Annotated in this window: 12 protein-coding genes; 10 read left to right on the forward strand and 2 right to left on the reverse strand. The window is 46.8% G+C overall.

Going from position 1 to position 12082, the window contains the following annotated elements; translation table 11 throughout:
* Nucleotides 1-290: 290 nt before the first annotated feature.
* The 9 genes from AC5JL3_RS05110 (at nucleotide 291) to AC5JL3_RS05150 (ending at nucleotide 7488) form a co-directional block, all read left to right on the forward strand.
* Nucleotides 291-641, forward strand: a complete 351-nt coding sequence (locus AC5JL3_RS05110; RefSeq protein WP_496073448.1) for a DUF2499 domain-containing protein — start codon at nucleotides 291-293, stop codon at nucleotides 639-641.
* Between the two features lie 144 nt (nucleotides 642-785).
* Nucleotides 786-1082 carry a DUF3593 domain-containing protein gene (locus AC5JL3_RS05115; protein WP_192219791.1) on the forward strand — a complete coding sequence of 99 codons (297 nt, stop codon included), beginning with the start codon at nucleotides 786-788 and terminating at the stop codon, nucleotides 1080-1082.
* Nucleotides 1083-1194: 112 nt separating this feature from the next.
* Nucleotides 1195-2364, forward strand: coding sequence for a protein kinase domain-containing protein (locus tag AC5JL3_RS05120; RefSeq protein WP_496073449.1), 1170 nt, complete (start codon nucleotides 1195-1197; stop codon nucleotides 2362-2364).
* A gap of 35 nt (nucleotides 2365-2399) precedes the next feature.
* A complete protein-coding gene (gene trpB, locus AC5JL3_RS05125; protein WP_496073450.1) occupies nucleotides 2400-3650 on the forward strand; it encodes a tryptophan synthase subunit beta in 1251 nt (416 codons plus the stop codon).
* A gap of 134 nt (nucleotides 3651-3784) precedes the next feature.
* A complete protein-coding gene (locus AC5JL3_RS05130; RefSeq protein ID WP_496073451.1) occupies nucleotides 3785-4339 on the forward strand; it encodes a CAP domain-containing protein in 555 nt (184 codons plus the stop codon).
* 93 nt (nucleotides 4340-4432) lie between these two features.
* On the forward strand, nucleotides 4433-5056 hold the full coding sequence (locus tag AC5JL3_RS05135) for a ribonuclease H-like domain-containing protein (RefSeq protein WP_496073518.1): 624 nt from the start codon (nucleotides 4433-4435) through the stop codon (nucleotides 5054-5056).
* Between the two features lie 68 nt (nucleotides 5057-5124).
* Nucleotides 5125-5592: a CBS domain-containing protein gene (locus tag AC5JL3_RS05140; protein WP_192219786.1), complete on the forward strand. Its 468-nt coding sequence runs from the start codon at nucleotides 5125-5127 to the stop codon at nucleotides 5590-5592.
* A gap of 148 nt (nucleotides 5593-5740) precedes the next feature.
* Entirely contained in the window at nucleotides 5741-6406 is a 666-nt protein-coding gene (gene nblB, locus AC5JL3_RS05145) for a phycobilisome degradation protein NblB (RefSeq protein WP_496073452.1), read from the forward strand.
* A gap of 569 nt (nucleotides 6407-6975) precedes the next feature.
* Nucleotides 6976-7488, forward strand: coding sequence for a hypothetical protein (locus AC5JL3_RS05150; protein ID WP_496073453.1), 513 nt, complete (start codon nucleotides 6976-6978; stop codon nucleotides 7486-7488).
* 103 nt (nucleotides 7489-7591) lie between these two features.
* Here the strand turns inward: AC5JL3_RS05150 and AC5JL3_RS05155 are convergent, their stop codons facing one another.
* Nucleotides 7592-8095 carry a chemotaxis protein CheW gene (locus tag AC5JL3_RS05155; RefSeq protein WP_496073454.1) on the reverse strand — a complete coding sequence of 168 codons (504 nt, stop codon included), beginning with the start codon at nucleotides 8093-8095 and terminating at the stop codon, nucleotides 7592-7594.
* A gap of 16 nt (nucleotides 8096-8111) precedes the next feature.
* Nucleotides 8112-11540 carry a hybrid sensor histidine kinase/response regulator gene (locus AC5JL3_RS05160; RefSeq protein ID WP_496073455.1) on the reverse strand — a complete coding sequence of 1143 codons (3429 nt, stop codon included), beginning with the start codon at nucleotides 11538-11540 and terminating at the stop codon, nucleotides 8112-8114.
* Between the two features lie 63 nt (nucleotides 11541-11603).
* On the opposite strand from AC5JL3_RS05160, the gene AC5JL3_RS05165 reads away from it, so the two are divergent.
* Entirely contained in the window at nucleotides 11604-11963 is a 360-nt protein-coding gene (locus AC5JL3_RS05165) for a four helix bundle protein (RefSeq protein ID WP_496073519.1), read from the forward strand.
* The last annotated feature ends 119 nt before the right edge of the window (nucleotides 11964-12082 follow it).

Genomic DNA, 12082 nt, shown 5'->3' on the forward strand with positions numbered 1-12082 from the left:
TCGCCTTTGTTTAGACCCCATAGTACCTCAGCGACGACTTTTGCAAGAGGTCTAACGTAATGCAGTGCAAGCTACTGTGAACTGGCGTTTCAGTGTCACCGAGGCACGGGTCAAACTCAAGGACTTATATTTATATCCCTGTGTTAACCTGTCATAATCTTTGTGGCGCACTACTAAATTGAAGTCTCGCAAACGCCAGTTAAAGTCAAAGCCTCTGGTGGTGAAGCCATAAACAACAGGCTATCACCGCAGGAGGCAAAAATGAATGAATACCCTTAGACACTAAAAATATGCATGCCCTCTCCATTCCTACATGGATTATTCATATCTCCAGCGTCATCGAGTGGATAGCTGCAATTTGGTTAATTTGGACGTATGGCGAAATAAAAGGCGATCGCTCTTGGTGGGCTTTATCCTTCGCTATGTTACCCGCATTGATCAGCGCCATGTGTGCCTGCACCTGGCACTTTTTTGACAATCCAGAAGCCCTAGACTGGATTGTTACACTTCAGGCGGCTATGACTGTTGTTGGAAACGTCACCCTTTGTGCTGCTGCCTGGTGGATTTGGCATTCGGCGCAGTCTGATACTAGTACAACGACCAGAACAATCAAATCGAAGTCAACCACTGATGCTTCTTGACTAAGCCCTTTTGGGATGCAAGTGTATTTGTTGTTGGTTGTTGGTTACTTGTTATTTGTATTCTTTAACAAACAACAAAGAACAAGCTCAAAACGCGATCGCCTTACAAAAATCTTCTTTTAATAGCTTGTAGCCTATCTTGACATGCCTTCTAAAGAAACCTTATTTGCACTTTCCTTATTTCCTTACTTAGGATTTTTGTGGTTTCTTACCCGTTCTGGAAAGATGCCTCGCTTAGCACTAATTGGCTTCTACATGACTCTAGTGTTTGTTGCCGTCACTATCCCGGCAGGGATTTATGCACAGGTAGCTTATGGGGAGCAATTAGCAAATGTAGATTGGTTACATGGTAGTGCCGAGTTTTTCCTAACACTGTCAAATATATTGATCGTGCTGGGCTTTCGGGAAGCGATTATTCAACACAAACGTTCATCGTTCTAAATACTTGTCTTTCCGTGCGGTTTGAGCGCATGAGCCTCTTTTAAAGGTCGGATAAGCCTAAGCTCAGTCAAAATAGAGTATAGAGATAAACGCAAGAGCTGCCTACTATCCAATGAGCTACTGCCTTAATCCCAGCTGTCCATCACCCCAGAACCCCGCAAGCGCCAACTTTTGTCGGACGTGTGGAGCCAAGTTACTGCTCAAAGAGCGTTACAGAACGCTTAAACCCATTGGGCAGGGTGGCTTTGGCAAAACGTTCTTAGCTGTGGATGAGGATAAACCTTCCCAACCGCGCTGTGTCATCAAGCAGTTTTTCCCCCAAGCGCAGGGTACCAACACAGTTCAAAAAGCAGCAGAGTTATTCACTCAGGAAGCAGTACGCTTGGATGAGTTGGGCAAACATCCCCAAATCCCTGAACTACTGGCGTATTTTTCTCAAGATAGCCAACAGTATTTAGTGCAAGAGTTTATCGATGGCAAAGACTTAGCCCATGAACTGACAGAGAAGGGCGTTTTTAATGAAGCACAAGTGCGATCGCTACTTAATGATTTGCTACCCGTACTGCAATTTGTGCATCAACATCAAGTCATTCACCGGGACATCAAGCCAGAAAACATTATTCGCCGTCATCGCGATAGTCAACTGGTTCTCGTTGATTTTGGAGCCTCAAAAGTTGCTAGTGGCACCGCGCTAGCTAGAACGGGAACTGCGATCGGTTCCGCTGGATATTCAGCACCTGAACAAAACATCGGTAGGGCAGTTTTCGCCAGTGATATCTATGGATTGGGTGTTACCTGCATTCATTTGTTGACTGGGAGGCACCCCTTTGATTTGTTTGATGCCAATGAAGGCATTTGGGTGTGGCGAGATGCTTGTAGTCAGCCCGTGAGTGTTGCTCTTGGTCGTATTCTGGACAAGATGCTAGAAAGTGCAATCAATCGCCGGTACCAGTCAGCCGCTGAAGTTCTTCGAGATTTGAATTCTCAAACGCCTCCAACAGTAGTCAAGTCACAGACACCTACACTTCCTCCAACACCTCCGATAAAATCACAACCTCCTGTGCCGAAATCGACTCCGGCGATTGATGCTGAATTAGCGGAACTCAAGTCTCAGTTTCTTGGCACTCCTACGCCCAAAACCCCAAGCCAAAAACCGACATCTCAGGCAGCTTCTTCTCCCAGTCCCCCCAAATCAAAAACTCAAATTGATCTTGAGTTAGAGGAACTCAAGTCCCAGTTTCTTGGCTCTACTAACCCGAATAAACCTCCCACTCAGACATAAAATTAAAAAGACCCCTACAATCTCTATATTGCGCTGTGACCACTACTCCCTTACCTCGTAGTTCCCAACCTGATGCCGACGCTGTAAGCCAACAACCTGATGCCTTAGGTCGTTTTGGTAAATTTGGCGGCAAGTATGTGCCTGAAACACTAATGCCCGCTCTGAGTGAACTAGAGCAGTGTTTTTGGCAATACCGTGACGACCCAGAGTTTCAGCAGGAACTACAACAGTTACAGCGAGACTATGTAGGACGCCCCAGCCCTCTCTACTTTGCCGAACGCCTGACATCCCACTATGGCAAACCTGACGGTAGTGGAGCGCAGATTTATCTGAAACGGGAAGACTTAAACCATACCGGAGCGCACAAAATTAATAATGCTTTGGCTCAGGTGCTGCTAGCCAAGCGGATGGGCAAGCGACGGATTATTGCTGAAACAGGTGCGGGTCAGCATGGTGTGGCAACAGCAACTGTGTGTGCGCGGTTTGGGCTGGAATGCATTGTTTATATGGGCGTTCAGGATATGGAACGCCAAGCCCTAAATGTGTTTCGGATGCGACTAATGGGGGCAACGGTACAACCTGTCTGTGCTGGCACAGGAACCCTCAAGGATGCGACCTCAGAAGCAATTCGAGACTGGGTAACGAATGTGGAAACAACCCACTATATTCTGGGGTCAGTTGCCGGGCCTCATCCTTACCCGATGCTTGTGCGTGATTTCCAGGCAGTAATTGGAGAAGAAACACGCGAACAAGCTCTAGAAAAATGGGGTGGCTTGCCGGATATTCTTTTGGCTTGTGTAGGCGGTGGCTCGAATGCGATGGGACTGTTCCATGAGTTTGTTAAGGAACCCAATGTGCGGCTGATTGGAATTGAGGCAGCAGGGGAAGGAGTGAATACCGAGAAGCACGCGGCAACGCTGACCAAAGGTCGTCCTGGGGTTTTACACGGAGCAATGAGTTATTTGCTGCAAGACGCGGATGGTCAGGTGATAGAACCTCACTCCATTAGTGCTGGACTAGATTATCCAGGTGTTGGTCCTGAACATAGCTATCTAAAGGATATTGGTCGAGCAGAATATTACAGTGTGACTGACAAAGAGGCAGTTGATGCGTTAAGACGGTTATCAGAATTAGAGGGAATCATTCCCGCGTTGGAAACGGCTCATGCGATCGCTTATCTCGAAACCCTCTGCCCACAACTCAATGGCAGTCCAAGGATTGTCATTAACTGTTCAGGTCGTGGTGATAAGGATGTCCAAACCATTGCCAAGTTTTTTGATTTATAAAAAGGGAACTAGGGGCTGAGGTCTGGGGACTAGGAATTAGTAAGAGTGGGAAGTGAGGGTTAGAGAATCAGAAGCTTTAACTCCCACCTCCCAACGCATTCCTTCCTCGTCTCCAATCACTATTCCTTTCCAAGATGCAAAAACGTTTGGCAAAAATTATCCTCGGCGTGTTCACCCTTGCAGGTGGAGTGAGTGGCTGTGCTGCTGCCTATGAGGTTTTTGATAGTCCCAGTCAACCTTTGCCCACCTTGAGCAATCCACCAAATTCAACCGTGTCTCAAAGGTCAACGACGAATGAATTCGCGGCTTTGGAACAGTCTGTGCATCAACAAATCAATAAATATCGCCAGTCCCGCAACTTACCGCCTCTAGCATTGGATGCTCGAATCAGTGAGCAATCAAGACTTCATTCTCAGGCAATGGCAAGTGGTCAGGTACCGTTTAGCCACGATGGATTTGAGGCACGAGTTAAAGCAATTGGTCAGTCAATTCCTTATCGAAGTGCGGCGGAAAATGTTGCTTACAACCAGGGCTACTCTAACCCAGACCAACAAGCGGTTGAAGGCTGGATAAAAAGCCCTGGTCACCGCAAGAATATGGAAGGTCAGTTTGATGTAACGGGTATTGGCATTACCAAAAATGCCAAGGGTGAGTATTACTTCACGCAAGTTTTCATCAAACGCCGCTAAGCCGTTTTGGATGGGCAGGGCAACTCCAGCCCGCCCGATTTCATGAGTTTTGTTAAGCCACTTGGCAGAACTAATCTACTGAGGAATCGAGAATTGGAAGAATTTCAAGTTTGCGATCGCGATTTATCCGACAGTCTGCTTCAGGAGTATCTCACCGTAGATGCACTAGCGGTGGATACAGAAACCATGGGACTCATTTACCAACGCGATCGCTTATGCTTAGTACAGCTATGTGACCCCAAAAACCGAGTTACTGTTGTCCGCATTGCTAAAGATCAGACAGAGGCTCCTAACTTAAAACAGTTGCTGGAAACCCCCAGTATCCTTAAGCTGTTTCACTTTGCTCGCTTCGATCTTGCGATGCTGCGCCAGAATCTTGGTATCCAAACCACGCCCATCTTTTGCACGAAAATCGCCAGTAAGCTCGCCCGTACCTATAGTAGTCGCCATGGGCTTAAAGAGTTAGTACTAGAGCTAGAACAAGTAGAACTAGACAAAAGCGCTCAAAGTTCCGACTGGGGCAATGTCGCCAACCTCTCAGACGAGCAGTTACGCTATGCTGCCAACGATGTTCGCTACCTTGTGAGTGTGCGGCAGAAGCTAACCAATATGCTGCAACGAGAAGGTCGTTGGGAATTGGCTCAACAGTGCTTTGAGGCTTTACCCGTCATGGTAACTCTAGATTTGTTGCTTTACCGAGATATCTTTGAACACTGAGTTAAGTCTGTCTGTAGATTACCTACAATTAATTAGTACTGAATTAAAGAAGATACAGCCGACTGAGTATGGCTAAAACTGTTGCCGATGTCATGAGTCGTAACCCCATCTTGGTGGAACCTCAAACGCCTATCCGGGAGGCAATAAAAATTCTTGCCGAACAACGCATCAGTGGTTTGCCAGTGGTAGATGACACAGGCAAATTGGTCGGTGTAATTTCAGAAACAGACTTGCTCTGGCAGGAGACAGGAGTAGAGCCACCACTTTACATCATGTTTCTGGACAGCGTCATAACTCTAGAAAACCCTGCCCGTCATGACCAAGAACTCCACAAGGCACTGGGGCAAACGGTTGGGGAAGTGATGAGCGGTGACCCTGTTACTGTAGAACCTGACCAACCCTTGCCTAAAGCGGCTAAGCTGATGCGAGAAAAATCCATCCGACGTTTAGCCGTAACTGATGAGACAGGTAAGGTAATTGGTATCCTCACACCTGGAGATATTGTGCGGGCAATGGCAGCTGAATTTGAAGAGTAGCTCAGCCAAGGTTTAAGGTTCCTTGCACTAGGGCAGGAATTCCTGATTCAATTCATGAGGCAGCGTGTTGGAGACTCGGACTGCAACCAAGCAACAACCGCTGCTTTTTTAGGTGCAATAACTAGCAATTGATAATTAATATTTACCAATGAGCGTTACCCGTGAGTCTGTTCAACAACTGCTGAGTTCAGAGGATTTCGGCAAGCGTATTAGTGGAGTCAACCAGTTACGTCAACTGGAACCCTCTGTGGCGTTTGAGTTAATTCAGCCAGTTGTGACTGATAAAAATACTCGTGTTCGATATGCGGCGGTAAGCCAACTTGATACGTTAGGGGGTCAAGATTTACAAACGACGTTGACACTGTTGCGCGATCGCCTTCTCAATGATTCGGAACCTGATGTTCAGGCAGCAGCAGCAGATGCGATCGGGGCACTAAAGCTTACAGAAGCGTTTGAAGATTTGCAGTGGCTTTATCATCAGACTCCCGAATGGCTGGTTCAGTTCAGTATTATTGCAACCTTGGGAGAACTAGGCGATCCGCGTTCTTTTGAACTGTTAGAAGAAGCCTTAAACTCTGATACAGGGCTTGTACAAACAGCAGCTATCAGTTCCCTTGGAGACTTAGGTGATGCGCGTGCGGTACCTCTTTTGACTCCTTATGCCACAAATTCAGATTGGCAGGTTCGCTATCGGTTGGTACAAGCGCTCACTAAACTTGGAGGCGCTGAGGTGCGTTCAGCACTGGAAACCCTAGCCAATGATGAAAAAGAGGAAGTGGCGAAGGAAGCACAAGCCGCTTTGGAGTCAGTGTAACTTTGAACAAGAAGAATTCAGGAGTTCAGGAGTTCAGGAGTTCAGAATTATTCTGAACCCTACATAGGTGTCTAGTCAGTGAATGAGCTTTTAAATAGCAACAAAAATTATACTTTTAGGCAAGGGTAAGAGTGAAGGTCAGTGTTCTTTCACCTTGACCCTTTTCTTTTTATCCGTCCACAGCGAATGCAACTCGGTATCAGCATCAGCCTAACCATTGCAGCTAACCTTTTTTATGGATATGGTAAAAAAATACCCCCCCGATTCATCGAGAGGGTTCGTCAGTGTTCAAAGGCTTATATATAAAGACTACTGAGCAACTGTGAAGAATTTGTGAATGAACAACACTTTTTATCTAATTTCGTTAGGAATTTCGTTAATAGATCTGGCGTTAGGTCTCTTGCCTGCTCTTCTTAACCAATGACAAAAAGCAATAAGTTACAGACGTTAGCTTTTACGTTAGTGTTTACGTTAGTGTTTCCGTTAGCTTCGTGACCCTTTTTGAGAGCCACACTTAAGTAATTGAAATTTTTTACAGCTTTTAGCTCACCCATAACAGGAGAATGTTGATGCGAACCGTTAACGAATTGAAATCTGCTGCTTATGCCCTTGAACCCACCCATCCAGTAGAACGCCGAATGTTGAAGGAGGCACTGAATGGGAATTGGGCATCTGGATTGCATCGCCAAAAGCAAGAGGAACTTGTCCGAATTCACAAAGCCAAGCAGAAAATACTGGAAGCGATCGCACTTTTAGAAGGCACAGAAAGAGCAATTCACGATTCTCAGCATCAAAAAGTGGCTTTTTGGGAGAAAGTCGCTCCTGGAGAGTTGCGTCCGGCTGCGGCTTTGCTAATTTGCCAATATTTCGGCTTAACCAAGCTTTTTCAGAAAGAGGGTTTGTGGTACGCTTTTGCTCTCGAATCCCCAGTACCTCGACGTGTTGGGCAACACCTTTGGCTTGAACTGTGTAAAACAAAATCTACAGAGTGGATTAAGGCAAAACTCCAGGAAATAGAAAGCAAGGGTGTTGCACTACCCGAACAAGCAGATGACACTCTATACAATCGTCTGACTGCATAAGTGGCATCAGTTCCAGAGATACCTTTTACCAGCACTAAGACAACTTGCCTTCACCCCACCAGCAAGAGCGAGTGGGGGTTTATTTTTCTTTGTGTCCATAATTTTAGACTGCCATTTGTCTATTTCCTGGCAGTCTCTTCTGGGAATCATTCATGCTGGTATTTAGAACTCGCTTCACATCCAGCAAAAAAATTGTTGTTGTCACATTTTCCTGGGATAGAACAGCCGCATGAGAGACCATCTCAAGGAGAGCATTACCTTGTATTTGAGACATTGGCAGCCTTTGCATCATCGCTAGCGGTAACTCCACCAAATTCGGCGGTTCATCCACCAGAATTCCACAGAGCTCTCCCCCTGAACCACGGGTAATCACTAAAAAAGGATGGTTAGCGGGTAACTGAGATAAACTACCGACACTGATGTGCTGATGCAAATCCAAAACCCTAATCATATGGCGACCAAGCTGGACAACACCCATTGTTCTCAGCCCACCGCTAGCTACAGACGAATAATTAATTGCCTTGAGCACATCCTCAATGGGAAGGGCAAGGAGATAATCCATGACCTTAAAAACCACGAACTTAGCTACTTTTATCTCGTCGTGCATCGCCCTCTCCTAACTCTCATCTAGAAATAGAATTTTGATTACTGTTCTCAATTGCCTCAGTTAGCGTCGCCAACAGCATTTGTTCCAAATAAGGCTTCGTAATATAGGCTGTTGCCCCTAACTCCGTTGCAATCAAGCGGTGCTTCGACGCACTCCGGGACGTCAACATGACAACCGGAATGTTTGCCAAAACAGAGTCTTGCTGACGGTATTTAAGAAACTCAAATCCATTCATGCGAGGCATCTCAATATCGCAGATTATTAACTGAATCTCCCGGTGCTGTCGGAGTTGATCGATCGCTTCGTAACCATCCTTAGCCTGAAGCACTCGATAACCAGCCTTCTGTAAAGTCAAAGCCAGAGTTTGGCGTAGGGTGATAGAGTCATCCACAAGGAGAATCAGTTTGTCTCGTCTTGCCCTGACATCTGTATTGGGTGCTGCTGGTAATAGCCGTTGCTCTTGACTTGATGATGATATGGAGCGTGTTGAACTTGCGGCTAAAGCGCGTGAAGCCGTTGTGTAAGTTAGTGCGTCAGCCGTATACCTATCCTGTAAAGAATCGCTACTACTACCCGTCTGCTGCTCAGACACGTACTGCATCAATGCAGCCCCATCAAGCACCAATGTCAACCGTCCATCAGCTAAAACACTGCTCCCATAAACATAGTTGGGTGGCACAATCATCGCCCCCAAGGGACGAATCACTAATTCCTGCTCTCCAATCAACTGGTCTACTTCCAGACCCAAAAACCTATCCTGGTAACGGATAAGAATGATCGGCATCATCTGTCCTTCCGGGACATACGGCTGCTGAGGCTGGAAAACCAACGAGTTGGCAACCTCTGAGGAATAATTCAGGACTTTCGAGAGTTGGTATATGGGGATAAGTTGCTCAGAGGTTTGCGCTTCGCGCCTGCTTTGCAAACCTGGATTCGCTAACTCGCTACTAGCATCCTTGTTCCAGCGGAGGACTTTGCCACCTTCCCAACACCGAAGCTGGTGTGCTTGAGGAATCAGAATTTGCTCGATCGCATCCACAAAGAAGGAATAGCTTTGACCACCTGCCTGACACAAAAGCAACTTGGTGATCGTGAGGTTCAAAGGAATTTGGAGTGTGAACGTTGTCCCCCGATAAGGTTCAGAATAAACCATGATCGAACCTTGGAGACCTTGCAACTGCGCCCGCACCACATCTAGACCAACACCCCGTCCGGAGAGTTCACTCACTCCAGATACTGTAGAGAAGCCCGGTTCAAACAGTAAATTGATTAGCTGACCCTCATCCAAATCGATCGCTTGTTCTTCAGAGATGAGTTGACGTTCTACTGCCCGTTGCCGAATCCGTTCAAAATCTAACCCCTTACCATCATCCCGGACTTCAATCAGTAGATGTCTGCCAGATTGAGAAGCACTCAGTTCAATCTGACCAAAATCTGGTTTATTGTGTTGTTGCCGGACTTCAAGGGACTCAATTCCATGGTCAAAGGCATTGCGAACTAGGTGTAGCAAAGGGTCATACAGCTTTTCAGCCACCACTTTATCCACCAGGACTTCAGTTCCACTAAGTTCTAGGGTTACCTGCTTGTTGTGCCTAATTTCTAACGGCTGTAAAACACGGTGGAAGCGCCCGAAGATATCTCCCAGAGGTGACATCCTGGCTTGCATTAGGGCATCACGAGTACTCGTCAACAACCGACGTTGTTTTTCCAAGCTTTGACTGGATGCCGATGTGAATAACTCGATCGCGTCAGTCGCTTCTGTTAATGTAAAAGCGTCTTCCAGAATCGATTGAACAACAATTTGGGCTTCGTCATAACGATCAAGTTCCAGGGAATCGAAAGGCGCATGGGACTGCCAATCGCTACCTGTCTCAGCCCACCTTTGTTGCCCAATGAATTGCCGATCAGACCAATCCTGGAGCTGACCAAGCAGTTGCTGGTGTTTCTGGAGACGGACAAGAAGCGATCGCACTGCTGTTCGCAGTTGCTCGTTCTGGAGTGTCTGGCGGTTTTGGTTTGTTAGCAATTCCCCAATTGAAGAATTCAGGTGTTCTAAATGCTCAACATTCACCCGCACAGTGGGAGAGACAGAACCCTGCTCATTCTGGGAAACGGGGGTGGGAGTACTATCAATACGGAAGCGGGATGGGGATGGTGGAACCGTAACCTCTGGCTCCATAGGCTTCCAACTTGCTGAGTCAGCCGCCGACGCTGGCATTGAAGAAAAAACGTGATGAGGATTATGTGCTGAACTAGATCGGGTTTCCTCTCGGTCAGTCTCAGCAGGGGTTTGGGAATCCAGTACTGCTTCCCCTCCCCAGATCGTCTCTAAGAGCGAGTTGCCTAATTCCTCATGCTCTGATTCCTCATTTTCTGAGTTGTTCAACGACTCTACAGACGGTACTTCACCGACAATCGACTCAGATGTGTGTAAGTCACTCACGCTCGACTCTAAATTCGCCGCACTAGTCACCTCACTAAATTCAGATTCAATTAATGATTCTTGAGGATCGACAGTGACATCTTGAGGTGAGGAAGTGAAAGGGAGATGGGGAGAAATTGTCTCGCCCTTTTCCTCTATGGCATCAAAATTATTGTGGTTGACTACAACCTCTACTACTGGCTCAGCACTATTAATAACAGGTTCAGTTGCACTGGTAGTGAGACCAGCGAATTGCTGTAGAGCTAGAGACGGTTGACCGCCTTGAGTGCGATCGCCCCCTAGTACGGCAGCCTGTGCCGCTCGGAGGTCTGCCAAAGCAATCTCGGCAATCGTCACTGCCTGAGCGGGAGCGGTATCCAAGCCCTTGATTGCCAGTTGAGCAATTGCTCCAAACCCAGGTAAATTCAAAGATTCTGCTAATCCAGTGAAAACCTCTGCCTGAGTCCGAAGAGTCGTAGCAACTTCCTCCGGGTTGGCACGGGTTAGGGCATCGGCAAGTTCGTCTAATCGTTGGTTAACTCCCACTTCAAAGATAGACAGGGTCAAATCAAAGCCCAACTCTACCGAACTGGGGAGGTAAGCTTCCTGACCAAAACAGTCACCCAGCTTTTCTTGCAGTTGGGCAAAAATAGCAGCAGTTCGGTCAAGAATCTCAGCATCATTGACTTGCCCTCCCGTAAATTCAGCAGTTAGGGGTAAGCGAAGACACTCAAACCCCTCAAAGATTAACGCCTCAACTTCGGGGTCAATTGACAAGTCAGGATTGAAAAGGGCTTTGAAAATATCCTCCAAAGAGTGGGCAACCGTTTGAATCGTCTCCAACCCAACACTTGCTGCTGCCCCCTTAAGGGTATGGGTAGCCCGCATTAGAGTATTGACCTTGTTAATACTGTAGTCTTCTCGAAGACTCAGCAATTCTTGTTCTAAAACTTGCAGCAGTTCCGGCGCTTCTTGGAGAAAGTAGCGATAGCTTTGTTCACGAATAGTTGGATCTGTGGTCATAGGGAATTGGGAATTGGGAATGGGAGAATAGGGAATGGGGAACCGGAGATTAAGGGCATTTGGGTGGGAAGACCAGATTTTGAGGAGTTGGAAGTTTATAGATTGGCTGAGAAACTAGCAAATGAGATTTGGCATATCGTCAAGGAATGGGACAGGTTCGCCAAAGACACAATTGGCAAGCAAATTGTGCGCTCTGCTGATAGCGTCTGTGCCAATATTGCAGAGGGACGAGGTCGGTACAATTTCCAAGACAATCGACGTTTTATCAAGATTGCTAGAGGGTCTCTCTATGAAACGATTAGCTGGCTGAGGCTGGCTTATTCTCGACAGCTATTGACTAGTGAACAGGTAGACAAGCTCAAGCCAATTATTGATGAATTGCCACCCAAGCTAAACGCCTACCTGAAATCACGTAGCAACTAGTGCAAGAGGGCTCTTATGCAGGAGGCAGGAGACAGAAGGAAAGAAAACTTGCCAAGTAAGCTTTTTAACCTTTTTCAACTGCATAGTTATTTCCGCCATACTGCACTAGCTGTTCCCAA

Source organism: Symplocastrum torsivum (genome assembly GCF_059505465.1).

Coding starts and splice junctions, on each gene's coding strand:
- AC5JL3_RS05110 (WP_496073448.1), top strand. CDS start 291: ATGCATGCCCTCTCCATTCCTACATGGATTATTCATATCTCCAGCGTC.
- AC5JL3_RS05115 (WP_192219791.1), top strand. CDS start 786: ATGCCTTCTAAAGAAACCTTATTTGCACTTTCCTTATTTCCTTACTTA.
- AC5JL3_RS05120 (WP_496073449.1), top strand. CDS start 1,195: ATGAGCTACTGCCTTAATCCCAGCTGTCCATCACCCCAGAACCCCGCA.
- AC5JL3_RS05130 (WP_496073451.1), top strand. CDS start 3,785: ATGCAAAAACGTTTGGCAAAAATTATCCTCGGCGTGTTCACCCTTGCA.
- AC5JL3_RS05140 (WP_192219786.1), top strand. CDS start 5,125: ATGGCTAAAACTGTTGCCGATGTCATGAGTCGTAACCCCATCTTGGTG.
- nblB (WP_496073452.1), top strand. CDS start 5,741: ATGAGCGTTACCCGTGAGTCTGTTCAACAACTGCTGAGTTCAGAGGAT.
- AC5JL3_RS05150 (WP_496073453.1), top strand. CDS start 6,976: ATGCGAACCGTTAACGAATTGAAATCTGCTGCTTATGCCCTTGAACCC.
- AC5JL3_RS05155 (WP_496073454.1), bottom strand. CDS start 8,095: ATGCACGACGAGATAAAAGTAGCTAAGTTCGTGGTTTTTAAGGTCATG.
- AC5JL3_RS05160 (WP_496073455.1), bottom strand. CDS start 11,540: ATGACCACAGATCCAACTATTCGTGAACAAAGCTATCGCTACTTTCTC.